We start from the raw sequence: 24152 nt of genomic DNA, 5'->3' as shown, positions 1-24152 counted from the left end.
ACCCGCCCGGCGCCATGTGCCGAAGGTCGTGGCACTCAGCCGAAGAACAACATGGCCACGCCGAACAGGCCGACCATCACAAAGGAGAGCACCAGCTTTATCAGCGTGCCGAACAGCAGGCCAAGCCAGGTGCCGATGCCGACATGCGCCGAACGCAGCACACTGGTGCCGGAAGCCAGTTCGCCGGCAAGTGCGCCGAGGAACGGTCCGAACAGCAGGCCGGGAATGCCGAAGAACATCCCGATCAGGGTGCCGGCACTGGCACCCCACAAGGCCAGCTTGCTGGCGCCGACACGTTTGGCGCCGAGCGTGCTGGCAACGAAGTCGACGACCACCCCGATGCCGCCCAGCGTGCCGATAGCCAGCAGCCACCACAGGCCGAGATGCCGGTATCCGTCCACCGCGGCGACCAGCCAGATGCCGCCGAAGATCATCGGGATGCCGGGCAGCGAGGGCAACACGGCACCGGCCAGACCACCGACGATCAGCAGCGCAGCAAGTACGTACAGGGCGATGTCCATCGACGGGATCCGTGCGGCAGGGACAGCCCGGCCATGATCGGCAGCATTTCAGGAGTTCGCGGATTGCGCCAGTCCATGCCGACTGACGCGGTACCGCTCACCACACCATGCTCACTTCTCGACGAAGGCCCGCTCGACCACGTAGTCGCCCGGTTCGCGTGTACGTGGTGAGGCCTGAAAGCCGCGACCGTCGAGCAGGGCGCACAGGTCATCCAGCATCACCGGGCTGCCGCACAACATCACGCGGTCGGTCTCGGGATTCAGCGGTGGCAGGCCGGTGACCTCGCTCATCACGCCATCGACAATCGCGTCGGTGATGCGGCCACGGTTGCGGAACGGTTCGCGCGTCACGGTGGGGTAGTAGATCAGTTTCTCGCGTACTAGTTCGCCGAGGTATTCATGCTGCGGCAACTCGTGTTCGAGATAGTCGGCGTAGGCGAGGTCGTTGATATGGCGTACGCCGTGCGCCAGCACGATCCTGTCGAAGCGCTCGTAGGTGTCCGGGTCGCGGATGATGCTCATGAACGGTGCCAGCCCGGTGCCGGTGCCGAGCAGATACAGATGTCGGCCGGGCTTCAGATCATTCAACACCAGCGTGCCGGTGGGCTTGCGCGTGACGATCAGCGGGTCGCCGGGCTTGAGATGCTGCAGGCGCGAGGTGAGCGGACCGTTGGCGACCTTGATCGAGAAAAATTCGAGGTGTTCTTCCCAGCTTGCGCTGGCGATCGAATACGCGCGCATCAGCGGCCGCCCGTTCGTCTCCAGCCCGATCATCACGAACTGCCCGCTGTCGAAACGGAAGCCGGGGTCGCGTGTGGTGCGGAAGCTGAAGAGCGTGTCGTTCCAGTGCTGCACATCGATCACGTGCTCGGTCGCGAATGCCACCATGGTTATCGTCTCAACGATTGCGGATCATGCGGATTAGGGCGGGTTCGTCATTCATCATGACGGCGAACCGCATGGTGACGAGGTACTGGTGCAGTGCGTCGCTGATGCCGCACGCTGCTCCTACTCGGGGCATTTTACGCGATCCATGATGCGCTCGTCCGTGCGCAGTGTCTTGAAGACCGCTGCAGCATTCTGAGGCATCATGCGGACAGCCGACTTAGGGGAGTGTGGTATGGAATCAGGCACGTCAATGCCGGTGAAGGGGCATCACGTCCATCAGCGTCATTTCGACCGGCTGGTGATGTTGTCCGACGGCGTGTTCGCCATTGCGATGACGCTGTCGGCCGTGGAGCTGAAGACTGAGGCGCAGCCCGGTGAGAGTCTGCTTCATGCATGGATCGGCCCGCTGCTGACCTATTTCGTCAGCTTCGCCATCATCAGCAGTGTGTGGGTCAGGCATCGACGCACGCTGGCACATTTGCGTTATGTCGATATGCCGATGACGCTGATCAGCCTGCTCTTGCTGAGTCTGGTGGCGCTGATGCCGGTCGTGATACGGGTGTTGCTCAGCGGTGCGATGGGCTCGGGCTCCATCGGCATGCTCGTCTATTCGATAGCGCTGATGGCCAACTATGCCTGCCTCGCCGCCGGCTGGGGTTATGCCGCTTTCATCGCACAGCTGGCGCCGGATGTTCCGCGATCACGTGCATGGGGATGGCTGCTGCAGGAATTGTTCGTGGCGATGGTGTTTGGCGCAGTGGCGCTTTATAGCGCGCAGCTGAAACTGGCGGCTGTGCTGGTCATGCTGGTGGGCGTGGGCTTGCGTATCGCGTCGGTGCGGCTGGAGCGCTCAGCCAAAGTGGGCTCAGCCAGCGCCGATGAAGCGAATGCTCCCCACGAGGGCGTCAATCCGGGACAATAGCGGCGAAATGACCGCCCCTGTTACCAGTCCCGCCATTGTCGGCACCGAATCCACGATCGCGCCTTGGCGTGTATGCGTGGCCCCGATGATGGACTGGACCGATCGTCACTGCCGCTACTTCCATCGCCTGCTGTCGCCACGGGCGCGGCTGTATACCGAGATGGTGACCAGCGCGGCGCTGGTGCGTGGCAGGCAGCTGCGCCTGCTCGAGCACAGCCAGCAGGAGCAACCGGTCGCCTTGCAGCTGGGCGGCAGCGATCCGCACGAGTTGGCGCAGGCGGCGCGCTTCGGTGCCGAGGCGGGTTATGACGAGATCAACCTCAACGTGGGTTGCCCATCCGATCGGGTGCAGTCGGGCCGTTTCGGCGCCTGCCTGATGCGTGAACCGGCATTGGTCGGTGACTGCATGAAGGCAATGCGCGATGCGGTCAGCGTGCCGGTGACGGTGAAATGTCGCATCGGCGTTGATGACCAGGACGACTACGCCGGGCTGCAGCACTTCACCGAGACGATGCTGGAAGCCAGCGTCGAAGTACTGGTGGTGCACGCGCGCAAGGCGTGGCTGCAGGGCTTGTCGCCGAAGGAGAATCGCGAGATTCCGCCGCTGGACTACGAGCGGGTCTACCGGCTCAAGCGCGAGTTCCCCGGGCTGGTCGTGGTGATCAATGGCGGAATCACCACGGTCGAGCAAGTGCAGGCGCACCTGGCCCAGCTGGATGGCGTGATGCTGGGTCGCGCCGCGTATCACGATCCCTACCTGCTGGCACAGGTCGAGGCTTCGCTATACGGCGAACCGCTGCCGTCGCGCGCGGGCGTGTTGCAGCACATGCAGCCATACATCGAGGCCGAGCTGGCACGCGGCACCGCGTTCAAGCACATCAGCCGGCATTTGCTGGGGTTGTACCAAGGCGAACCGGGCGCGCGGGCGTTCCGGCGTACCCTCAGCGAGGGCGCGCACCTGCCGGGCGCGGGCTGGGCTCTGCTCGAGCAGGCGCTGGCGCCGTGCTCGGTGGCGGCGTGACAGCTGGCGGCCGGCCGGTCAGTATTCAGCCCGGATTGCCTACGCTGAGCGCTACGGCCTTTGCCGGGCGGGATTTTCACGCATGACTACGCACAAAAACTTCATTCCCGTTCTGCTGATATGCCTGCTGGGTGCCGCTGCGACAGTGTCGGCGCAGTCGACGGAGCCGGGGATCACGCTGGATCAGGCGGTGCTCAGGGCGCAGCAGGAAACCGGAGGCAAGGTGTTGTCGGCCGAGCAGCATCGCGTGGGTCGTGGGGTAAAGTATTTCATCAAGGTGCTCACGCCGGATGGGCATGTGCAGAAGTTGGTGGTTTCCTCCGAGGCGAGCAAGAATTCAGTCCCGGCACAGTCAACCAAGAACCCGCCCGTCAAGAACGCGGGCAGCAAGGAGAAACACTGATGCGCATCCTGTTGGTGGAGGACGAGGCGCCGTTGCGCGAGACGCTGGCGGCACGCCTGAAGCGGGACGGTTTTGCGGTCGATGCAGCGCAGGATGGCGAGGAAGGTATCTACCTCGGCCGCGAAGTACCGTTCGATCTGGCGATCATTGACCTGGGCCTGCCCAAGATGTCCGGCATGGATCTGGTCAAGGCGCTGCGCGAGGCTGGCCAGCGCTATCCGATCCTGATCCTGACTGCGCGTGGCAGCTGGCAGGACAAGGTCGAGGGACTGAAGTACGGCGCCGACGACTATCTGGTGAAACCCTTCCACGTGGAGGAACTGCTGGCGCGCATCAACGCGCTGGTGCGTCGCGCCAGCGGCTGGTCGAAGCCGATCCTGGCCTGCGGCATGATCAAGCTGGACACGACTGCGCAGACGGTGACGGTGGAAGGCAAGCTGGTCGACCTGACCAGCTACGAATACAAAGTGCTGGAATATCTGATGCTGCACGCTGGCGAGCTGGTTTCCAAGGCCGACCTCACCGAGCACATTTACCAGCAGGATTTCGACCGCGACTCCAACGTGCTCGAAGTGTTCATCGGCCGGTTGCGGCGCAAGCTCGATCCGGAAGGTACCCTCAAACCCATCGAGACGGTACGTGGACGCGGATACCGCTTTGCCATCCCGCGCACTGACGGCGACGACGAATGAACCGGAATCGCCGCGCCGGCCGCTGTCACTGGCGGCCCGCGCGGCGATTGCCACCGGATTCGTGCTGGCCGGCTTTCTCGGTCTGGTCGGGCTGACCCTGTCGCAGGCGAACAAGGAGCGTGCGCTGACCGCCATGCACGACCGGTTGCAGAACTTTGCCATCGCCTATATCACCAATACCGACGTCAACCGCAATGGCAAGCTGTTGCCGCCGAACGACACGCTGCCCGATCCGAAATTCTCGCAACCCGGCTCCGGACTCTATGCGGTGGCCGTGGGTGATCGCGGATTCCATTGGGAGTCGTCCTCGGCGATTGGGCGTGATTTCAGCTTCCTGAAGCTGCTGGATCCGGGCGAGGACCAGTTCGTCGGTCCCATCGATACGCGCATGGGCCGCTTGTACTACTACAGCTATGGCGTGGCGCTGGATACCGAGGAGAGGAAATCGGTGCGGCTCACCTTGACGGTGGCGCAGACCGAGGCGCAGTTCGAGGGTGACAACGCGGTATTCCGGCGCACGCTGGTGGTCTGGCTGTCGATCCTCGGCGTGATGCTGATCGTGCTGCAGCTGCTGCTGCTGCGCTGGAGCCTGACCCCGCTGCGCAAAGTGGCCAGCGACATGAGCCGGGTCGAACACGGCGACAGCGAACAACTGGACAGCCAGTACCCGCTGGAGCTGACCGGGCTGACCGAGCGCATCAATGCTTTCATCACCAATGAGCGCGAGCAACGTACCCGTTACCGGCACACGCTGGCCGACCTCGCGCACAGCCTGAAGACTCCGCTGGCGGTGATCCGTTCGCAGCTTGAATCGGCCACTGGCGACGAATCGTCGCGGCGCAACGGTGTGCTGGTGCAGGTGCGGCGAATGGATGAGCTGGTCGCCTACCAGCTGTCGCGCGCCGCCACGTCCGGCCGGCAGACCTTTGCCAGTGCAGTGCTGATCGCCAGTCATGCCGAGGATCTGGTGCAGAGCCTGGAGAAGGTTCATGCCGCCAAGAATGTGCTCTGCGAGTTCGATATCGAGGATGGCGCGGTGTTCTACGGCGAGCAGGGTGATCTGCTGGAGCTGATGGGCAATCTGCTGGAGAACGCCTTCAAATGGGCGGGGCATCGCGTACTGCTGGAAGTGAAGATGCAGCAGCAGCCGGGTCGGCAACGGCCTGGCCTGCGTTTGAGTGTGGAAGACGATGGCCCAGGCATCGCCGAAGACAAGATCGAGAAAGTTCTGCAGCGTGGCGTGCGTGGTGACGAGCGTGTGCAGGGCCATGGCATCGGCCTGTCGATCGTGCAGGACATCGTGCATGCCTATCAGGGCGAGCTGGTAGTCGATCGCTCGCCGGAGTTCGGTGGCGCACGTTTCAGCGTAACCTTGGCGGCGAGCTGACGAGGCATCGGCCGAGTTCAGCGTGTGCGGCCGAATCCGGGTGGATCGCAACCCTCTGCCGGTGAACGACCGTAAAACGCCTCGAGCAATCCGGCGATTGCCGGCTCCGCCTGGCGCAGCAGCGCAGGTTGCGAGTAGTGCAGCTCGCTGACGACGGCGAAGTATTCACCGGCGCTTTCCGCCGCGTAGTGAGCGATCGGGCTGTCGTGATTCTGCGCAGAAGCCTGGCTGAGGCGGCCATAGGCCAGCTGAAACTGCTCGATCCAGCGCCGTCGTGGAATTTCCACCAGTGGTGGCACGCCATCGAGCGGGCCGTCGAGAATGTCCAGCTTGTGTGCCATCTCGTGCACGACCACGTTGTAGCCGTCCCACGGCTGTTCCAGATCCAACTGCACGTCAGCCAGCGACAGCACCAGCGGACCGCGTTCCCAGCCCTCGCCGGTCAGTGTCTTGTCGATTCCGGTAGCGGCATCGGTGCGATCATCGTGATGGCTGCGGCGCACCTTGAACTCACCGGGATAGATCAGCACTTCGTGCCAACCGCGCAGGCTGCCAGCCCCCTGCTGCAGCGCCGGCAGACAGGCTTGCATCGCAATCAGCAAGCGCCAGTAGTCGTCCAGCACGGTGCCAGCCAATGCATGGAATTGTTTGCGGGCGAGGAATAGCGTGGCGAGTCGACGCAGCTGAACCTGCCGTACGGGATCCAGTCGGCGCGCCAGTGGACACGCAGCCAATGCACGCCGCCATAGCGCATCGGCAATTGGAGCAGGTTCGAAACGTGCCCGCAGTGATTGCCACCAACGTCCGGGCATGGTGCCTGGTGCTACTGGATGGATCCGGGCAGCAGCGATTGCCAGCCTAGGTGCGGCTGGCGAGAGGGCGCTGGTGCCGAAGAGGCGCCGCTGGAGCGATCGCTGCTGTTGCCGGAGGTGCTGCCTGAACTTTCGCTGCCGGTAGCACGCGGGGTGTCGTGAGTCAGCCCCAGCGCATCGCCACCACTGCTGTTGCCATCCCGCGAACTGGCACTGTCGGCAGTCGCGTGCTGGGCATTGTCCTGCTCCTGGGTGTCCAGACTCGTTGCGGCGGCACTGCCGATGCCGGCAATGCACAGGGTGCAACCGATAAGCCAGTGTGTGACACGCATGGTGATCGAACTCCCTGACCCGCAAGCGAAGGCTTGGATCGTCTCAGAAACATCGTTGCGGTGCCAGTGCTCCGGCTGGGTCGTCATTCACGAGGCGACAGCACCGATGCCGCGCGCTAGGTCGGCCGGGCTAGAATCAGTGCATGCCGATCTTGCCCTATCCCGCCGTCAATCGCCGCTGGCCAGTTGTCGCTCCCGCAGGAGCGGCAGGCTGATGCAGCCAGCGCAATTGCTGGCCATGCTTGCCGCGGGTGAACCGATCTCCGGCACCAGTCTGGCCGATCAGGGGGGCGTGACCCGCGCAGCGATCTGGAAGCAGATTGAGGCTCTGCGCGCCCGTGGCGTACCGATCGAGGCGCGTGCAGCGGCTGGTTACCGGCTGCCGTGGCCGTTGCAGATGCTGGATGCGAAGCAGATCCGCACGGCCCTGCCAGCCGTACTGCTACGCAGACTGGGTGCACTTGAAGTGCACTGGGAGCTGGATTCGACGTCCAGCGAATTGCAGCGGCGGGGCGCTGTTGCGAAGGATCTCAGTATTCTTCTGGCCGAGACGCAGACCGCCGGACGTGGTCGGCGTGGACGCACGTGGCTGTCGCCGCCGGGCTTGAACCTCTATATGTCGTGCCTCAAACGCTTCGAATCGGGATTTGCCGCGTTGAGCGGCCTGTCCCTGGCGATCGGGGTGATCGTACTGCGCGCACTGGAATCGCTGGGTATCGCCGGAGCCGGTCTGAAATGGCCGAATGATCTGCTGGCCATCGAGGATGGTCGCCCTGGTGGCAAGCTGGGCGGCATCCTGGTTGAGTTGAGCGGTGAATACCAGGGACCGTGTGCTGCAATCATCGGAATCGGCCTCAACCTGCGGTTGACCCCGGCACTACAAGCACAGGCTGGGCAGCCGGCATGTGACCTGGCTATGCTGGCTGGCGGCACGCCACCGGACCGCAATCGCGTGGCTGCGGCGCTGATCGCTGGCTTGATAGAAGGTCTGAGCCAATTCGAACGCGATGGCTTTGCCGGTTTCGTCGCCGACTATGCACGCTACGATCTGCTGCGTGACCAGCCGCTGCAGTTGAGTGGTGCACTCGGCATGTTCGGTGGCATCGGGGCCGGCGTGGATGGGCGTGGTGCACTGCAGGTGCGTTTGGCGGATGGAAGCCTGTGTCCGATCGACAGCGGGGATGTCACGGTGCGCCGCGCATGAAGCTGCTGCTCGATCTGGGTAATACCCGACTGAAATGGGCGCTGCAGGCGCAGCCTGACGCCTGGTTGGCGCATGGTGCCGTTGATTGGCACGAAAACGTCGCCGCGGCTCTGCAACTGGCTTGGTCATCGTTGCCGCGCCCCGATCAGGTCGTCGGCGCTTCGGTGGTCGACAGCGTGCGCGAGTCGGCCGTGGCGGCCAGCGTGGCGACGCAGTTCGAGCGTGAGCCGTACTGGCTGCGGACACCGGCCAGCGCCTGTGGCGTGCGCAATGCCTATGCCGAGCCACAGCGCCTGGGTGTGGATCGTTTCCTGGCCATGGTGGCAGCGCATGCCGAAGGGGCTGCCCCATACGTCGTGGCAGGCGTCGGGACGGCGCTCACACTGGATGCGCTGGCTGCGGACGGCCAGCACCTGGGTGGCTTGATCGCCCCCGGGCCGCAGCTGATGCAGCAGTCCTTGCGGGATGCGACGGTGCGGGTACGCCCGGAACGCCCCGGCGAGATTCTGGAACTGGCCGACAACACGGCTGATGCAGTGACTTCCGGTTGCTGGCAGGCGGCGGCGGCTCTGATTGAACGTTTCGCCACACGTATGGCGCACCGACTGGGTGGCCCGGCAACACTGGTGCTGGGTGGTGGCGATGCGGCGGTCCTGCTGCCGCTGCTGTCGTTGCCGGTGCAGCTGAGTCACGATGGTGTGCTGCGCGGCCTGGCGTTGTGGGCCAATGCGCAGGTGCCGGCGCCGTCGCCCGGATAGAATGCTGGTTGCTGCCGGTGATGGGGGTTCGATGTTTCTGCGTCTGCTGTTTGTCCTCTTGAGTGCCCTCAATATTGCGGTAGGTGCCTGGCTGTTGCTGGGACAGCCATATGCCCGCGGCGGCAATCCGACCGACCCCGGAGTGACCGAATTGCGCCTGTTGTCGGAGCTGCCGGCAGCGGCCGATACGGCTGCAGCGCCTTCTTCCGGGCTTAGTGCGGCTGGCGCACAACAGGCCATCAGCTACAGCTGCCTTGCGCTGGGTCCGTTCTCCACGCCGCAGGATCTGCGCAATGCGCGACAGGCGTTGTCCGCCCAGGTCACCCGCATGCGTTCACGCCAGGAGCAGGCCAGCCAGACCAGCGGTTGGTGGGTGTACCTGCCAGCTGCCGCGAGCCGTGCGCAGGCACTGGAACAGGCTCGCCAGCTCGGTGCGCACAATCTCGATGACTATTTTGTGGTCAGTTCCGGCGATCAGCCCAACACGATTTCACTGGGCGTCTTCAAGGATCCGGCCAATGCGCGCAATCGTCGCGACCAGGTGATCGCCGCCGGTTTTCCGGCCCGCATGAGCGAACGCAGCGAAAGCGTGCCCGAATACTGGCTCGACCTGGTGGTACCTGACGGCAGCCACTTCGATTGGCGCAACCGTATCGGCGTCAGCGGGATTGGTTCGCACACCACAGGCTGTTTTTGAGCACTCAGGACAGAGCCTGCTAGAATCTCCGACCTTCGCCGGCATAGCTCAGTTGGTAGAGCAACTGATTTGTAATCAGTAGGTCGCGGGTTCGATTCCTGCTGCCGGCACCATGTCCCTCCCATCGCGTGTTGCCCTGCTCCGCGATCTGCTCTTATTTCACTGTGGGTCGATATTGCACGGGGATTGCAGGGCCGTGTGTCTGAGGCCGCGCCTGTTGTGCACTGACTCACACTGCAGTGTTGGGAGTGGCCAGGTGATACGGACAAAAAGACGTGGTGATTGGTGTGTCTGTCTTTGCGGCTCGCCAACTTGCACGGCAGGCTTCGAGGTTTCGGACAGGGCACGCACTTCAGGCAAAAAGTAAGCCCGCCGAAGCGGGCTTGATCCGTCTATAGGGCTGGGGGAATGGGACAGTGATCGCCTCACGGCGGCAGTGGTTAGCTACATAGGTGATACAGATCACATTTACCCACGTTACCAGGCGAAAATTTGTGATGTTCGTCACAAATTGATTTCGGCGCGCCATGGACTTCATTGCGGACAAGGCAGTTGGTGCGGAGCGATAGTGCGTGTCTTTGCGTTCGTCTTGAAGAATTATCAAGAACCGACATGAACTTACATGGATTTTCGATGGAGCGGCCTATCGCCAGGCTCGCAGCGGGGCGATGGCAGCGGTGCGAGGTCATGTCCCGCTGAAGCCTTGAGCGAGATTCATGGTCACTGAGCGCGGTACCTGCGTCGGATTGGTTGGAGGTGCCTTGGCTGAACGAAGAACCAGCGCTTAACACCATCGTCGCGACTCATGCACTTCGATGCCGGCACGCTTGATGAGCTAGTCAGATACGAGGACAGGATCATGGAAACGCTCTATGTAGTGCAGGGCTTTCACGAAGTGGATGGCGCCGTCTTGCCCGAGAAGCCTGTGCTGCACGGCATGGAGGAGTTCGCACGCCGCTGCGGCGAGCAGTTGGCCAGACAATGCGAAGGTGTGCTCGTGTATGCGCAGGGCGCAGACACGGATCGCGGCATGTATTCGGATCCGATCATTCTTGCGAAATATGGACGCGTGCCGGATCCCCGGCAGCTCAGCCTGTCCGGTTATCCCTGAGCGGGAGACGCAGCACTTTCACCATGGGATGCGTGTCGGCGCGCGATTCGTTCAGGTGCCTGGCAGGGATCGCTGACTCCAGTGCTGCTGGCTGATCTTCGGCATCTATTAAAATGGGTTGTGACACAACAAATAGCTGCTTCGACGGCACTCCCGGACGCCCGCTGTAGGACATCGCCGACATACGTCGCGCGTACTGGCGGCGAAGCTGGAACGATCCCGGAAACTCATGAACGTCTTGGGGAGGCGTTGCATATCTGGGCATTCCCTTGCTGGAGGGTGCAACGATGAGTGTCGTTTTGACCATCAAGGAAAGCAGCCATGGCTTGTGGGCCATCTGCAGTGGTTCGGCCGTGCTGTTTGACGGCCTGGGTTTTGCTCATGCCATTCGCCTGGCTCGTGGATTGGGGCGTGAGGAACATGCCAATTCAGGCCGCACGGTTTATGTCGAAATGGCTTGCACGGAGTTCACCATCGACCTTGTGCAGTACGCGGACGCGGATATGTCAGCGCCCGCTGTAGCGGCGTAGTCCTTGGACATGAATGGCTTGGTTCCAGCCTGAGTCCAGGTGGGCGAGTGAATTCTTCCGATTCGGCGTCCTCAATCTAGTCATCGAACTGGTAGCAATGGCCGCAGCGGGTATGCGGCATGCTCCGAGCGGGTCTGTTCCGGATCAGCGTAAATGGTGTGAATCAACCCCGCTCCTTTGGACTTGAGTCCAAAGGCCGTGCGAAGGCGACTCAACTGCGGAATTGTCGCGGTGTCGCTTGAGATAGTAAAAATGCGCGCGTGACGTAATTTTTTGCTAAAGTCAGTTCAGCCGTTGCACAGGGGCAGCGGGGGGACAAATCAAATGCAAACGCTTCTTGCGCATTCCGCCTTTTGGCGCGGAGTGTGGTTGTTTGCAGGGATGCTGATGGGGAAAATTGCTCGGGATGCAAGGGCTGAGAATGTTGCCACTTGCCGTGAGCTTGTGTCCTGGAGTTCTGCTGCGCGCTCGCGCCGTGAAGATGAGTTGGCACGAAGTCGTCAGCTTGAATCGAGTTGAGGCGTGCTGTGCTTGCTTCCGCTCGTGGTGTCCGACAGGGCATCGAGGTCGAGCGATAACATGAGTGTCCTGCGCATGGTTCTTGATGACGCAGGTGCGCTTGATGGCATCGTGGCTCCGGACACTGCCTGTTCCAGTAGAGAACGTACGGCGTGGACTAGCCCATTCCGGTAAACTCCGGCCAGCTCGCGCCGGCTCGTGTCGTGGGTCGTCGCCATCACAACGATGCCGGCTGTGCGCTATGGCGTCGGCCTGCGCCGGCTGGATGCCACAGGCAGGTACTCATCTCATGAACAAGCAGACCGTTTCACTGATCGGCGTGCCGACCGACATCGGCGCCGGACATCGTGGTGCCGCAATGGGGCCGGAAGCGCTGAGGGTGGCCAACCTGGCGGCCAGGCTGGAGCGTCGCGGACTGACCGTGATCGATCGCGGCAATTTGCAGGGGCCGCTCAATCCATGGCAACCGCCCACGCATGGCTACCGTCATCTGGACGAGGTGGTGGCCTGGAATACGGCCGTCTATACGGCTGTTCATCAAGAGCTCCAGGCAGGGCGTTTGCCGATCATGCTGGGCGGCGATCACTGCCTGGCGATCGGTTCGATCTCGGCCGTGGCGCGCCATTGCCACGACGCAGGCAAGCAGCTTCGCGTGCTGTGGCTGGATGCGCATACCGACTTCAATACTGCGCAGGCCACTCCGTCGGGCAATATCCACGGCATGCCGGTGGCCTGTCTGTGCGGCAATGGGCCGGCCGAACTCACCGGGCTCAGTGGTAGTACGCCGGCCACCACGCCTGATGTTTTCCGCTATATCGGCATCCGCTCGGTGGACGAAGGCGAAAAGCAGCTGGTGCGCGAGGCGTGCATAAGCGTGTTCGACATGCGCCGTATCGACGAGATCGGCATGAAGGGCGTAATGGAAGAGGCGCTCGCCGGTGTCGACGGAAATACTCATCTGCACGTGAGCTTCGATGTGGATTTCCTCGATCCAAGCATCGCACCGGGCGTCGGCACCACGGTGCGTGGCGGTCCGGATTACCGCGAGGCGCAGCTGTGCATGGAGATGATCGCCGACACCGGTTGCATGGCGTCGCTGGACATCGTCGAGCTGAATCCGGCGTATGACAAGCGCAACCAGACCGCCAAACTGGCGGTGGACCTGGTCGAATCGCTGTTTGGCAAATCCACGCTGCTGCGCTGATTGCGCCGGCCCGAAGACATTCCAAGCGAACCCTATGCAAACTCGAGTCCTCACCGGCATCACCACTACCGGTACACCGCATCTGGGCAATTACGTGGGTGCGATCCGCCCGGCCGTTGAAGCCAGCCGGCGCGCTGACGTCGATGCGTTCTATTTCATGGCCGACTATCACGCCCTGATCAAGAGCGACGATGCAGCGCGAATCGAACGTTCACGGCTGGAGATCGCCGCGACCTGGCTGGCCGCCGGCCTCGATCCGCAGCGCGTCACGTTCTACCGGCAGTCGGACATTCCGGAAATTCCTGAGCTGACCTGGTTTCTCACCTGCGTCGCCGCTAAGGGTATGTTGAACCGTGCACACGCCTACAAGGCGGCGGTGGATCGGAATACGGAGACGGGCGAGGATGCCGATGCCGGTATCACCGCCGGCTTGTACATGTATCCGGTGCTGATGGCAGCCGACATCCTCGCGTTCGACGCGCACAAAGTGCCGGTGGGGCGCGACCAGATCCAGCATATCGAGATGGCGCGCGATCTCGGCCAGCGCTTCAACCATATCCATGGCCACGAGTTCTTCGTGTTGCCCGAAGCGCTGATCGAGGAGCAGGTGGCTACGCTGCCTGGCCTGGACGGCCGCAAGATGTCCAAGAGTTACGACAACACGATTCCGTTGTTCGCTGGTGGCAAGAAGCAGTTGCGCGAGGCGATCATGCGCATCGTCACCGACTCGCGCCTGCCGGGTGAGCCGAAGGATCCGGACAACTCGGCGCTGTTCACCATCTTCCGCGCATTTGCCAGTGAGACCGAGACGGCGGTATTCCGCCAGACCCTGCTGGACGGCCTCGGCTGGGGTGATGCGAAGCAGGTGTTGTACGAACGCATCGAGACTGATGTGGCGCCGATGCGTGAGCGCTACGAGGCGTTCATGGCCGATCCGGCGGCGATCGAGACGATCCTGCAGCAGGGCGCCCAGAAGGCGCGTGCGATTGCCACGCCGAAGATCGCTGCGTTGCGCGATGCGCTGGGGCTGCGTTCGGCCAACACATCGGCGGCCATCACGGCCTCGCCTAAGACGGTCGCGAAGCAGGACAAAATGCCGCGCTTCGCCAGTTTCCGCGATGCGGATGGTAACTTCCGTTTTCGCCTGTTCTCTGCGGAAGGCGAGGAGCTGTTGCTGTCGATCTCGTTCGCCGATCCGAAGGCGGCCGGCGCGCTGCAGAAGCACCTCAAGACGCTGGGTGCGGCCGGTACCGTGCTGCAGATCAAGCCGCAGGGCGTGACCCTTGAGCTGGATGGCAAGCAGGTCGCCAGCACACCCGATTACCGCGATGAGCAGTCTCGTGACGAAGCCCTGCTGCGGCTGCGCGAAGCGCTGGATCAGCTCGCTGCGCAGGATTGATGCGCGGCGATTCAAGCCGAGGGAGTGATTGATCGATGCGTTACCTGGCCATCCTGCTGCTGGCACCGTGGTTGCTGATCCTGTGCTGGGCTTACTGGGCCTATCCGAAGAGCCTGCCACGGACCTCGGCCCGGCGTGTTTTCGATTTTGTGATGTTGCTGCTGGCAGCAATCACGGCAGTGCAGGGTGCGCTGCTTGGTTTCGACATGGTTGAGCTGCCACCGGTCGACCAGTTTGGTCGTGCGAGCGGAGGTATCTGGCAACAGGTATTGCCTGCGCTGTATGGCTATGGTGCGTTTGCCGTGGTGCTGGTGCTGGCGATGCTGCTGCGTCACGCCTGCTGGGGACGGCGTCGCTGATTCTGGCTGTCGGCTGGTGTCAGTCTCTTCGAACGCGACACCCTGTGAACGCGGTTTTACAGATGCCACCATCACGAGTGAACTCGATGGGGTGCGAGAATATCGTCCATGATGCCGCTCAAATATCTCCAGGCGTACCCAGCTGCCTTGCAGGACAAGGTGCGGCAGCTGATCGCGCAGCAGCGCCTGGGCGAGCATCTGGCCAAACACTATCCGGATCGGCACCCGGTGCAGAGCGACAAGGCGCTCTACGCCTACACCATGGATCTGAAACAGCAGCACCTGAAAAACGCACCGGGTATCGACAAGGTGCTGTACGACAGCAAGCTCGACGTGGTGCGAAACGCACTCGGGCTGCATACCGCGATCTCGCGCGTACAGGGCAGCAAGCTCAAGGCGAAGAAGGAAATCCGCGTGGCCGCCTTGTTCAAGGCGGCCGCACCGGAATTCCTGCAGATGATCGTGGTACACGAGCTGGCGCACCTGAAAGAGCAGGATCACAACAAGGCGTTCTACCAGCTGTGCACCTACATGCTGCCGGACTACCATCAGCGGGAGTTCGATCTGCGCGTGTATCTGACCTGGCGTGAACTGCCGTCGCCGGCCAATGCAGACAATCGAGAATGACGATGGATAGTGCGGCGCTACAGAAATATCTGCTGCGGTTGTTCGAACGGAATGATGTCGAACTGGAAGCGGACGAAGATGGCTGGCTGGTCACCGACGATGATTTTCCTGCGATCCGTGCCGAGTGGCATGAGGGTAGCCCTGGCGAACCGGGTCGCCTCGATGTCGACGTGGTGTTGAGCGAGGAACGGCGCATCGAGGAGAGCTTCGCCGGGATCGGCAGTGGTGACGCCGGTTGCCGTGATGCCTTGCATGCATTCGAACAGAATGCGTTTCACCTGCTGCTGGCCGCCTGCTGGTACGTCACCGACGACCGCAAGATGCAGATCACCGCGTGGGACATCGGTGTGCGTACGTGGGATGTGTTCGTCGGCCCGTTCAACGTGCGTGGAACGACCGCAGATGCCGTGACCATTCCGGTCGACGCGCTGGCGGCGATCGAAGTCGCACTGAAGCGCGAAGCACTGACACCCGAGTTGCACTGGGTGCGGCTGGTACACAGCCATGTCGCAGAGGACGATTCACGCAGCGAGGCCTCGCTCGACAACGAGCCGTGGACGGCGGGAACCCTGGCGCTGACGGCTGTCGCGTGGCCGCGTGGTGGACATGACTACACCGCGCGTTGCTTCATGTTGCTGGACGTGCGCGACTACTGATGGATGACCGCTGAAACAGACAGGGCGCCCGAAAGCGCACTGTCGGTTTCACGTGTGCAGCAAGGTCAGTTCGGCAGCGCCAGATCGTCCAGCATCGCCTTGAGGAAGCGCGCAGCCTCACCGCCGGTGGCGGCGCGGTGATCGAAGGTCAGCGACAGCGGCATGCGGCGATGCACTTCGATGCCGCCGATCACGGCGACTACGTCGTGGCTGAGCTTGCCGGCGCCGACGATGGCGACAGTTGGCGGTACCACCACTGGCGTGGCATAGCGGCCGGCGAACATGCCGAAGTTCGACAGGCTGATGGTGTAGCCGGACAACTCCGAGGCCGGGATCGAGCGATCCTCGACTTGGGTGCGCAGGCGCTTGATCGCGGCGCGAATGCCGGCACCGTCGAGCACGTCGGCGTTGCGCAGCGCCGGTACGAACAGGCCGTCGTCGGTATCCACCGCGATGCCGATGTCGACATGCGGATGCAGGGTGCGGGTGAGGTTCTTGCCATCGAACCACGCGTTCAAGCCAGGCACCGTCTTGCACGCGAACACGATCGCGCGGATCAGGCGGGCGGTGATGTCCTGCTTGCCGATCCAGGCGTGCAGGTCGGCGTCGTCGACCAGAGTGGTTGGCACGACCTGGGCGTGGGCGTCAGCCATCACGCGGGCCATGTTGCGGCGTACACCCTTCAACTGCTCCGGTTGGCCGCTGGCCTGCTGCGACGGCGGCGCGGTACGCACCGGCTTGCCTGCGAGTGACACCGGTGTGCGTGCGGCTTCAGGCTGCGGCAGTTCGGGCGCCAGGTGGCGGCCGGCCGAGGCAGGTACGCCACGTGCCGGCGCAGTGCCGAGTGCGGCCGAACCGTTGGCGGCGGCGTCCTTGACGTCCTTCATGGTCACGACGCCGTCGGCACCGCTCGGGCGCACGCGGGTCAGGTCGACCTTGAGCTTCTTCGCCAGTGCACGCACGGCGGGCACGGCCTTCACACCGCCGATGCTGGCGGCCTGTTCGACGTGCACGTGATTGCCACTGACCATCGCGCCGACCACGGTGCCTTCGTCTTCGCGATCGGCCTTCTTGCCATCGCTTTCGATCTCGCCACCGTCATCGGAGGCGACCACCTTGTGGCTGTCGTCGGCGGCCGTGCTGCCGACGCTCTTCTTCGGGCCGTGATGATGGCCGGTCGATTCGGCCTCGGCACGCTGCTTGGCGTTCGGGTCGGGCTCGAACTCGGCCAGTGCGGAACCAGTCTCGATGATGTCGCCGGCGGCACCGTGCAGCTTGGTGACCTTGCCGGTGTATGGCGAGGGCACGTCGACGACCGCCTTGGCGGTCTCCATCGAGCACAGCGGCGCGTCGAGCTTGATGCTGTCGCCCACCTTCACGTGCCACTCGACGATCGTCGCGTCGGGCAGGCCTTCGCCGAGGTCGGGCAGGTAGAACGTCTTGATATCAGCCATGAGCAGATTTCCGTTGTCTGGTGTGACCGGCCTTGCCGGTGCTGATTTTTCTGGCGTCATTCCCGCGAAAGCGGGAATCCATTTATGTGTGGCGAAAGATCAAGTTGGGTTCCCGCTTTCGCGGGAATGACGCCGTGCAATGTTGGAGTTCCAGGTCAGCTTGCCGCCAGAGTACGCTTCGCCGCGTCGACGACGCGCTCCACGCTCGGCATGTATTTCATTTCCAGGCGGAACAGCGGGATGTGCGTGTCGAAACCGGTGACGCGCTCGACCGGCGCGAGCAGGTCGTACATGCACTCCTCGGCCAGGCGGGCCGCGATCTCCGCGCCGAAGCCGGCGGTCTTCGGTGCTTCGTGCACGATCACGCAGCGGCCCGTTTTTTGTACGGATTCAGCGATCGTGTCGAAGTCCAGCGGGGTCAGCGTGGCGACGTCGATCACCTCGGCGCTGATGCCTTGCGCAGCCAGTTCATCGGCCGCCTCCAGCGCTTCCTTCACCTGCGCGCCCCAGGTCACCAGGGTCACATCGGTACCGTCACGCAGCACGAAGCACACGTCCAGCGGCAATGCCTCGCCATCGTCCGGCACCTCTTCCTTGTACTGGCGATAGATGCGCTTTGGCTCGAAGAACATCACCGGATCCGGATCGCGGATCGCCGCCAGCAGCAGGCCGTAGGCGCGCGCCGGCGAGGACGGCATCACCACGCGCAGGCCAGGGATATTGGTGAACAGGTGCTCGTTCGCTTCCGAGTGATGCTCCGGTGCGCGGATGCCGCCGCCCCACGGCGCGCGGAACACCGCCGGTACGGTGAGACGACCGCGGGTGCGGTTGCGCATGCGGGCGGCGTGGCAGGCGATCTGCTCCATCATCGGATAGATGAAGCCTTCGAACTGTGCCTCGGCGACCGGCTTCATGCCCTGCACCGCGAGACCAACCGTCACACCGGCAATCGTGGTTTCGTCCAGCGGCGTGTCGAGCACACGCAGCTCGCCGAATTTTTCCTGCAGGCCCTGGGTGGCGCGGAATACGCCGCCGTTGAGGCCGACGTCCTCGCCCAGCACCATGACGCTGTCGTCGTGGGCCATCTCATAGGCGAGTGCCTGGGTAACTGCTTCGATGAGAGTGATTTGTGCCATGACTCAATGACCCTTGGTTTCAAGCGAGAGGACGTAATCGCGCTGCTTGGCGAGATCGGCGGGGACTTCGGCGAAGATGTAGTCGAACATCGCCGAGACCGGCTGAGTCTTGGTCTCGAGGTAGGCGTTCACTTCGTTGTCCATCCACTCGTCGCACTCGGCCTTCCAGGCTTCTTCTTTCGCGTCGTCCCACACGCCCTTGGCCACCAGCCAGTTGCGCAGGCGCTTCATCGGCTCCTTTTCCCAGCCGTCCTTCACTTCCTGCTCGCCGCGGTAGCGACGCGCGTCGTCGGCGGTGGTGTGGTCGCCGAGGCGATAGGTCACCGCCTCGATCACGCTGCCGCCCTTGCCGCTGCGGGCGCGCTCCAGCGCATCTTCCATCGCCTTGCGCACCGCGATGATGTCGTTGCCGTCCACCTGGATCGAGAACAGGCCCGCAGCGATGCCTTTCTGCGCCAGCGTGGGTGCACCGGACTGGATCTTGCGCGGTACCGAGATCGCCCACTGGTTGTTGACGATCACTGCCACTAGCGGCAGGTTCTGTGCGCCGGCGATGTTGATCGCGCCGTAGAAGTCGCCCTTGGACGAACCGCCGTCGCCAATCGTGCACACGGCCACGCGCTTCTCGCCGCGGATCTTGAACGCCAGTGCGGAACCTGCCGCATGCAGGCACTGCGTGGCGATCGGCACCGACCAGGCGAAGTCATGTCGTGCCGGTTCCTTCTGGTAGTCGTTGCCGCGCTCGTCGCCGCCCCAGTACATGTAGACCTCGCGCGGCTGTACGCCGCGGTACAGCTGGGCGCCGTATTCGCGATAGCTCGGTGCGTACACGTCTTCGGGCCGCATCGCGCTGCCGATGCCGACATGCGCCGCCTCATGGCCGAGGCAGCTGGCATAGGTGCCCAGCTTGCCGGTGCGCTGCAGGGCGATCGACTTGGCGTCGAACACGCGGGTCGACAACATCAACTTGTACAGCTCGACCATGTGGCCGAGGTCCTTGGCGAACTCGGGCAGATCGTCACGGACCTGTTTGCCCTCGGCATCGAGGTATTGCAGGTATTCGATTTCAAACTTGGCGGCGATGGTCACGACTCGCTCCGGGGTGAGGAAGAGAGGGGTAAGCAGGGAACACGGCATTTTACCGAGGGTCGGTGAAGGCCGTATGTCCGGATAAGACCGCGCTTGATAACAGGCCGGCATGTTGCACTGCAAGGTACGGTGCAGCATGCGCGGGCGTACGGGATGACTTGCGACAACCGCTAAAATGACCAACTTTTGCAGGATGACGAAGCCGAATGAGCGACAACCAGCGTGATATCGAGGCAGGCATCCAGACGGATCTGAATGGGCAGATGACCTACGGCGGTTACCTGCATCTGGATACGCTGCTGTCGGCGCAACAGCCATTGAGTCAGCCGCCGCATCACGACGAGTTGCTGTTCATCGTGCAGCACCAGGTGGCCGAACTGTGGATGAAGCTGTTGATCCACGAGCTGAAGGCGGCGGTAGTGCACCTGCAGGTGGATGACATCGACGCCTGTCTGAAGATCCTTGCGCGGGTGAAACAGGTGCAGCGCCAGCTGTTCGAGCAATGGGCCGTGCTGGAGACACTGACACCCTCGGAGTATCTGGAATTCCGTGGTGTGCTGGGGCCGTCGTCGGGCTTCCAGTCGCTGCAATATCGGCAGATCGAGTTCCTGCTCGGCAACAAGAACACCGGCATGCTCAAGGTGTTCGCGCACGATCCGGCCGCACAGGCCGCGTTGCGCAAAGTGCTGGAAGCCCCCAGCCTGTACGACGAATTCCTGAGCTATCTGAGTCGTCGCGGCCATGCGGTGCCGGCAACCCTGCTGCAACGCGACTGGACTCAGCCTTACCAGAGCAATGAAGCGTTGCTGCCGACATTCAAGCGCATCTACGAGGGCCGCGCGGACTTTTGGCCGGAATACCACATGTGCGAACAGCTGGTGGATGTGGAGGAGAGTTTCCAGCTGTGGCGTTTCCGTCACATGAAAACGGTGGAGCGGATCATCGGCCATCGCCGTGGCACCGGCGGTTCGTCCGGTGTGAGTTTTCTGAAAAAGGCGCTCGACCTGGAGTTCTTCCCCGAGCTGCTGGATGTGCGCACGGTATTGGGCAGCTGATCCATGCTGCGCGGCATTTGACGTCGCGCGCAGCCAGCGGTTACACCTTTCGATGACTTCACGACTTCAGTCCGCACACGAGATGCCGGCCTGAAGCTACCCAGGGGAACCCATGAACCAGGCCATCGAGACGAGTGCCGCGCCGGACTATCCGCAGCTGCTCGGCCATCCGCGTCCACTGTGGATGCTGTTCATGACCGAGTTCTGGGAGCGCTTCGCGTTTTACAGCGTGAGTTGGGCGCTGGCGCTGTACATCGTGGCGCACTTCTACGACGGCGACGCATCCGGCCAGGCCTGGGCCAGCAGCATCTTCGGCTCGTATACCGCGCTGATCTATGCATCCAGCATTTTTGGCGGCTATGTGGCCGACAAGGTGATTGGCTACCAGCGTTCGATCCTGCTCGGTGCACTGGTGATGGCGATGGGATTGTTCGTCGTCATGCTGCCGAGTCGCGAAATTTTTCTGGTTGGCCTCGCGATGGTGATCGTCGGCAATGGCCTGTTCAAGCCGAACATCTCCTCGATGGTCGGGCAGCTCTACAGTCGCGATGACCCGCGGCGCGATCGTGGCTTCACCTTGTTCTACATGGGCATCAATGGCGGTGCGCTGCTGGCGCCGCTGCTGACCGGCTGGATGGCCGGCTACTTCACCGACACGCCGATGCAGCAGAACTACCGGATCGTGTTCGGTGCGGCCGGTGTCGGCATGCTGCTCAGCCTGTTCTGGTTCTGGGTCGGACGGCGTGGCCTGCAGGGCGTGGGTCGTCCCGCCCCGGAGGCCGCCGGCCGGATGCGCGTGGTGTGGGTATTGCTGGGCATGGTGGTTGCAGTGCCCTTGGTGTATCTGCTGCTGGCGTTCGTCACCAAGGGTCTGTCATGGGTGCTGGGCGTGCTGTTCGCCGCGGTCGCGGTGATGCTGCTGGTCGAGGCGGTCAGGCACGGTCGCGTGCAGGTGGATCGCGTGGTGGCGATGCTGATCATCTTCGCCTTCAACATCCTGTTCTGGATGTTCTACTTCCAGCTCGGCACCTCATTCAATTTCCTGGCGGAGAACCTGGTCGACCGGCAGATGTTCGGAGGCTGGGTATTCCCGGTGGGCTGGTTCCAGTCGGTGAGCCCGCTGGCGATCATCGTGCTGGCACCGCTGGTGACGATTGCCTGGACCCTGCTTGCTTCGCGCCATCGCGAGCCGTCGATCCCGCGCAAGTTCGGCTTGGGTCTGGTCTTCAACGGGCTCGGCTTTGCGGTGCTGATGTATGCCTTGTCGCGCCTGCTCGACAGCCATGGGCTGATTCCTTTCTGGCCGTTGGTGCTGTGCTATGTGCTGCAGACGGTGGGCGAGTTGTGCCTGTCACCGATCGGCCTGTCGATGGTGACCAAGCTGGCGCCGCCGCGGCTGGTCGGTCTGGCGATGGGTGGCTGGTTCCTGTCGCTGGCGGTGGGCGGCAACCTGTCGGGTCTGCTCGCCGGCCATATCAGTGGCGACAACGGCATGACTGCCGCTTCGGCATTGAGCGGCTTCACTTTCAGCTTCTGGCTGCTGGCAGGCGCCGGCGTGTTGCTGTTGCTGATCTCGCCGCTGATCAACAAGTTGATGCATGGCGTGCGCTGATCCGCGCGAATGACGCCGCATGAGAGGGCGGTCTGCAAGACGCCCCTTTTGTCGAGGTCTCAGCGTACGGTGAGTTGTAGCTTGTCGAGGATGCGTTCCAGCCACGCCTGCTCTTCGGCATCGAGCTTCGCCAGCACCTCGCGTTCGCGAGCACGTGCCATTGGCGCGACTTCATCGTGCATGGTCCAGCCCGTTTCGGTGAGGCTCAATACCGAACGCCGCTTGTCATCGTCATGGATGCTGCGATGGACTCGTCCGGCCTCGACAAGGCGTGCCAGCGCGCGGCTTACCGCCACCTTGTCCATGGCAGTGCGCTCGGCCACCTCGCGCGCGGACAAGCCGTCGAAGCGCGCCAGCACCGCCATCACCCGCCATTCGGTCACCGAGATGTCGTAGCGGCGCTGGTAGTCGTCGGCGATCGCCTGGCTGATCGTGTTGGACAGGATCGACAGCCGGTACGGCAGGAAATGCTCCAGCTGCAACGGGGCGTGCTCGGCAGTGGCGGGGGCAGGGCGGCGCTTGGCGGGCATTGCGGCGGTGTTCCTTGCAAATGGTTTCACATGTAACTATAACGTGTCTGTATGCGAATCCCTCGCAAGAGCCCGCACATCCTTGTGCGGACTTCCCAATGACACCAGCTTAGCTATAACCCGTAGCAGGAGAGCGCCATGAACGCCCAGCCGAATCTTGGCATGCAGGTCACCACCTTCGACAACCCGATGGGCATCGACGGTTTCGAGTTCGTCGAGTTCGCTGCGCCCGCGGAGCGCGCCGGCGAGTTGCATGACCTGTTCAAGCGCATGGGCTTCACTGCCGTGCTGAAGCACAGGGCGCGGCCGATCACTGTGTACCGGCAGAACGGCGTGAACTTCCTGCTCAATGAAGATCCGGATTCGTTCGCTGCCGATTTCGCCAAGGCGCACGGTCCCAGCGCCTGTGGTTTCGCGATTCGTTTCAAGAAGCCATCCGACGAGGTGCTTGCGACCGTCCTCGGCAATGGCGGTGAGGCGGTGACCGACAAGGCCGACAGCAAGGCGGTCGACGCGCCAGTGGTCAAGGGCATCGGCGACTGCATGCTGTACCTGATCGATCGCTACGGCAGCGCCGGCAGCATCTATGACGCCGATTACGCACCGATCGAAGGCGTGGATCAGAACCCGCAGGGTTTCGGTCTCACCTTCATCGACCATCTGACCCACAATCTCTACTTCGGCAACATGCAGAAGTGGTCGGACTACTACGAGAAGCTGTTCAACTTCCGCGAGATCCGCTACTTCGACATCAAGGGCGTCAAGACCGGTCTGGTGTCGAAGGCGATGACCGCGCCGGACGGCGTCGTGCGCATTCCGCTCAATGAGTCGAACGACCCGAAGAGCCAGATCAACGAGTACCTTGACGCGTATCACGGCGAAGGTATTCAGCACATCGCCTGCTTCACCGATGATATCTATACCACCGTGGAGAAGATGCGCGCGGCGGGTGTGGACTTCCTCGATACGCCGGATGCCTACTTCGAGGTGATCGACGAGCGCGTGCCGAACCATGGCGAAGACGTGCCGCGGCTGGCGAAGAACAAGATCCTGATCGATGCTGACCTGGAGACCAAGCAGCGCAAGCTGCTGCAGATCTTCACCCAGAACGCGATCGGGCCGATCTTCTTCGAGATCATCCAGCGCAAGGGCAACGAAGGTTTCGGCGAAGGCAACTTCCAGGCGCTGTTCGAGTCGATCGAGCGCGACCAGATGAAGCGCGGTTTCCTCTAAG

27 protein-coding genes and 1 tRNA gene are annotated in these 24152 nt (G+C 62.8%); 20 read left to right on the top strand and 8 right to left on the bottom strand.

The genetic code is table 11. From position 1 onward, the window contains the following. Positions 1-35 precede the first annotated feature (35 nt). A complete protein-coding gene (locus B0E51_RS16710) occupies positions 36-521 on the bottom strand; it encodes a DUF456 domain-containing protein (RefSeq protein ID WP_077446018.1) in 486 nt (161 codons plus the stop codon). Between the two features lie 111 nt (positions 522-632). Continuing rightward, positions 633-1409, bottom strand: a complete 777-nt coding sequence (locus B0E51_RS16705) for a ferredoxin--NADP reductase (RefSeq protein ID WP_077446017.1) — start codon at positions 1407-1409, stop codon at positions 633-635. A 232-nt stretch (positions 1410-1641) separates the two neighbouring features. Between B0E51_RS16705 and B0E51_RS16700 the strand changes: the two genes are divergently transcribed. The 5 genes from B0E51_RS16700 to B0E51_RS16680 all read left to right on the top strand — a co-directional run bounded on the left by B0E51_RS16700 (position 1642) and on the right by B0E51_RS16680 (position 5834). Then, complete coding sequence (locus B0E51_RS16700) at positions 1642-2331, top strand: TMEM175 family protein (RefSeq protein ID WP_077446016.1); 690 nt, start codon at positions 1642-1644, stop codon at positions 2329-2331. A gap of 7 nt (positions 2332-2338) precedes the next feature. Further along, positions 2339-3352 carry a tRNA dihydrouridine(20/20a) synthase DusA gene (gene dusA / locus B0E51_RS16695; RefSeq protein ID WP_077446015.1) on the top strand — a complete coding sequence of 338 codons (1014 nt, stop codon included), beginning with the start codon at positions 2339-2341 and terminating at the stop codon, positions 3350-3352. Between the two features lie 82 nt (positions 3353-3434). After that, a complete protein-coding gene (locus B0E51_RS16690) occupies positions 3435-3755 on the top strand; it encodes a hypothetical protein (protein WP_077446014.1) in 321 nt (106 codons plus the stop codon). After that, a complete protein-coding gene (locus B0E51_RS16685; protein WP_077439428.1) occupies positions 3755-4447 on the top strand; it encodes a response regulator transcription factor in 693 nt (230 codons plus the stop codon). The genes B0E51_RS16690 and B0E51_RS16685 overlap by 1 nt, the downstream gene beginning before the upstream one ends. Beyond that, positions 4413-5834, top strand: a complete 1422-nt coding sequence (locus B0E51_RS16680) for an ATP-binding protein (protein ID WP_077446013.1) — start codon at positions 4413-4415, stop codon at positions 5832-5834. Before B0E51_RS16685 ends, B0E51_RS16680 begins: the two co-directional genes overlap by 35 nt. 17 nt (positions 5835-5851) lie before the next feature. On the opposite strand, the gene B0E51_RS16675 is transcribed toward B0E51_RS16680, so the two are convergent. Together B0E51_RS16675 and B0E51_RS16670 are read right to left on the bottom strand one after the other, a co-directional pair. Next, entirely contained in the window at positions 5852-6646 is a 795-nt protein-coding gene (locus B0E51_RS16675; RefSeq protein WP_077446012.1) for a M90 family metallopeptidase, read from the bottom strand. Between the two features lie 11 nt (positions 6647-6657). Continuing rightward, on the bottom strand, positions 6658-6978 hold the full coding sequence (locus tag B0E51_RS16670) for a hypothetical protein (protein ID WP_077446011.1): 321 nt from the start codon (positions 6976-6978) through the stop codon (positions 6658-6660). Positions 6979-7192: 214 nt separating this feature from the next. Between B0E51_RS16670 and B0E51_RS16665 the strand changes: the two genes are divergently transcribed. The 11 genes from B0E51_RS16665 to B0E51_RS16615 all read left to right on the top strand — a co-directional run bounded on the left by B0E51_RS16665 (position 7193) and on the right by B0E51_RS16615 (position 16042). Then, the gene (locus B0E51_RS16665; protein ID WP_077446010.1) at positions 7193-8182 is read left to right on the top strand and encodes a biotin--[acetyl-CoA-carboxylase] ligase; all 990 of its coding nucleotides are present in this window, start codon (positions 7193-7195) and stop codon (positions 8180-8182) included. Next, positions 8179-8940, top strand: coding sequence for a type III pantothenate kinase (locus B0E51_RS16660; protein WP_077446009.1), 762 nt, complete (start codon positions 8179-8181; stop codon positions 8938-8940). Before B0E51_RS16665 ends, B0E51_RS16660 begins: the two co-directional genes overlap by 4 nt. Positions 8941-8971: 31 nt before the next feature. After that, on the top strand, positions 8972-9637 hold the full coding sequence (locus B0E51_RS16655) for an SPOR domain-containing protein (RefSeq protein ID WP_077446084.1): 666 nt from the start codon (positions 8972-8974) through the stop codon (positions 9635-9637). A gap of 37 nt (positions 9638-9674) precedes the next feature. Continuing rightward, a tRNA-Thr gene (locus B0E51_RS16650) sits at positions 9675-9750 on the top strand. A 746-nt stretch (positions 9751-10496) separates the two neighbouring features. Next, a complete protein-coding gene (locus B0E51_RS16645) occupies positions 10497-10748 on the top strand; it encodes a hypothetical protein (RefSeq protein WP_077446083.1) in 252 nt (83 codons plus the stop codon). Between the two features lie 287 nt (positions 10749-11035). Beyond that, a complete protein-coding gene (locus B0E51_RS16640; protein WP_077446082.1) occupies positions 11036-11278 on the top strand; it encodes a hypothetical protein in 243 nt (80 codons plus the stop codon). 808 nt (positions 11279-12086) lie between these two features. Further along, a complete protein-coding gene (rocF, locus tag B0E51_RS16635) occupies positions 12087-13001 on the top strand; it encodes an arginase (RefSeq protein WP_077446081.1) in 915 nt (304 codons plus the stop codon). 34 nt (positions 13002-13035) lie between these two features. Continuing rightward, the gene (locus B0E51_RS16630; RefSeq protein WP_077446008.1) at positions 13036-14400 is read left to right on the top strand and encodes a tryptophan--tRNA ligase; all 1365 of its coding nucleotides are present in this window, start codon (positions 13036-13038) and stop codon (positions 14398-14400) included. Positions 14401-14435: 35 nt separating this feature from the next. After that, positions 14436-14759 carry a hypothetical protein gene (locus B0E51_RS16625; protein WP_077446007.1) on the top strand — a complete coding sequence of 108 codons (324 nt, stop codon included), beginning with the start codon at positions 14436-14438 and terminating at the stop codon, positions 14757-14759. Between the two features lie 108 nt (positions 14760-14867). After that, entirely contained in the window at positions 14868-15386 is a 519-nt protein-coding gene (locus B0E51_RS16620) for a M48 family metallopeptidase (protein ID WP_077446006.1), read from the top strand. A gap of 2 nt (positions 15387-15388) precedes the next feature. After that, positions 15389-16042, top strand: coding sequence for a DUF6348 family protein (locus B0E51_RS16615; RefSeq protein ID WP_077446005.1), 654 nt, complete (start codon positions 15389-15391; stop codon positions 16040-16042). Positions 16043-16107: 65 nt separating this feature from the next. Here the strand turns inward: B0E51_RS16615 and B0E51_RS16610 are convergent, their stop codons facing one another. Further along, entirely contained in the window at positions 16108-17496 is a 1389-nt protein-coding gene (locus B0E51_RS16610) for a dihydrolipoamide acetyltransferase family protein (RefSeq protein WP_077446004.1), read from the bottom strand. Here B0E51_RS16610 and B0E51_RS19825 point away from each other — a divergent pair. Further along, positions 17495-17626 (top strand): hypothetical protein, encoded by a 132-nt coding sequence (locus tag B0E51_RS19825; RefSeq protein ID WP_256364110.1) that lies wholly within the window; start codon positions 17495-17497, stop codon positions 17624-17626. The genes B0E51_RS16610 and B0E51_RS19825 overlap by 2 nt on opposite strands. A 25-nt stretch (positions 17627-17651) precedes the next feature. Here the strand turns inward: B0E51_RS19825 and B0E51_RS16605 are convergent, their stop codons facing one another. Both B0E51_RS16605 and pdhA read right to left on the bottom strand, forming a co-directional pair. Continuing rightward, entirely contained in the window at positions 17652-18632 is a 981-nt protein-coding gene (locus B0E51_RS16605; RefSeq protein WP_077446003.1) for an alpha-ketoacid dehydrogenase subunit beta, read from the bottom strand. 3 nt (positions 18633-18635) lie between these two features. Beyond that, positions 18636-19721, bottom strand: a complete 1086-nt coding sequence (pdhA, locus tag B0E51_RS16600) for a pyruvate dehydrogenase (acetyl-transferring) E1 component subunit alpha (RefSeq protein ID WP_077446002.1) — start codon at positions 19719-19721, stop codon at positions 18636-18638. 206 nt (positions 19722-19927) lie between these two features. Between pdhA and B0E51_RS16595 the strand changes: the two genes are divergently transcribed. Next, entirely contained in the window at positions 19928-20776 is an 849-nt protein-coding gene (locus tag B0E51_RS16595; protein ID WP_077446001.1) for a tryptophan 2,3-dioxygenase family protein, read from the top strand. Between the two features lie 112 nt (positions 20777-20888). Then, a complete protein-coding gene (locus B0E51_RS16590; RefSeq protein WP_077446000.1) occupies positions 20889-22388 on the top strand; it encodes a peptide MFS transporter in 1500 nt (499 codons plus the stop codon). Between the two features lie 59 nt (positions 22389-22447). On the opposite strand, the gene B0E51_RS16585 is transcribed toward B0E51_RS16590, so the two are convergent. Then, positions 22448-22918 carry a MarR family winged helix-turn-helix transcriptional regulator gene (locus tag B0E51_RS16585; protein ID WP_077445999.1) on the bottom strand — a complete coding sequence of 157 codons (471 nt, stop codon included), beginning with the start codon at positions 22916-22918 and terminating at the stop codon, positions 22448-22450. A gap of 138 nt (positions 22919-23056) precedes the next feature. Here B0E51_RS16585 and hppD point away from each other — a divergent pair, with 138 nt between their 5' ends. Then, positions 23057-24151, top strand: a complete 1095-nt coding sequence (hppD, locus tag B0E51_RS16580) for a 4-hydroxyphenylpyruvate dioxygenase (RefSeq protein ID WP_077445998.1) — start codon at positions 23057-23059, stop codon at positions 24149-24151. The last annotated feature ends 1 nt before the right edge of the window (position 24152 follow it).

The sequence above is a fragment of the Rhodanobacter sp. C05 genome, from assembly GCF_002001165.1.
Taxonomy (GTDB): domain Bacteria; phylum Pseudomonadota; class Gammaproteobacteria; order Xanthomonadales; family Rhodanobacteraceae; genus Rhodanobacter.
The sequence above is the reverse complement of the archived record's forward strand: the minus strand, read 5'-3'. Positions and strand labels throughout refer to the sequence as shown.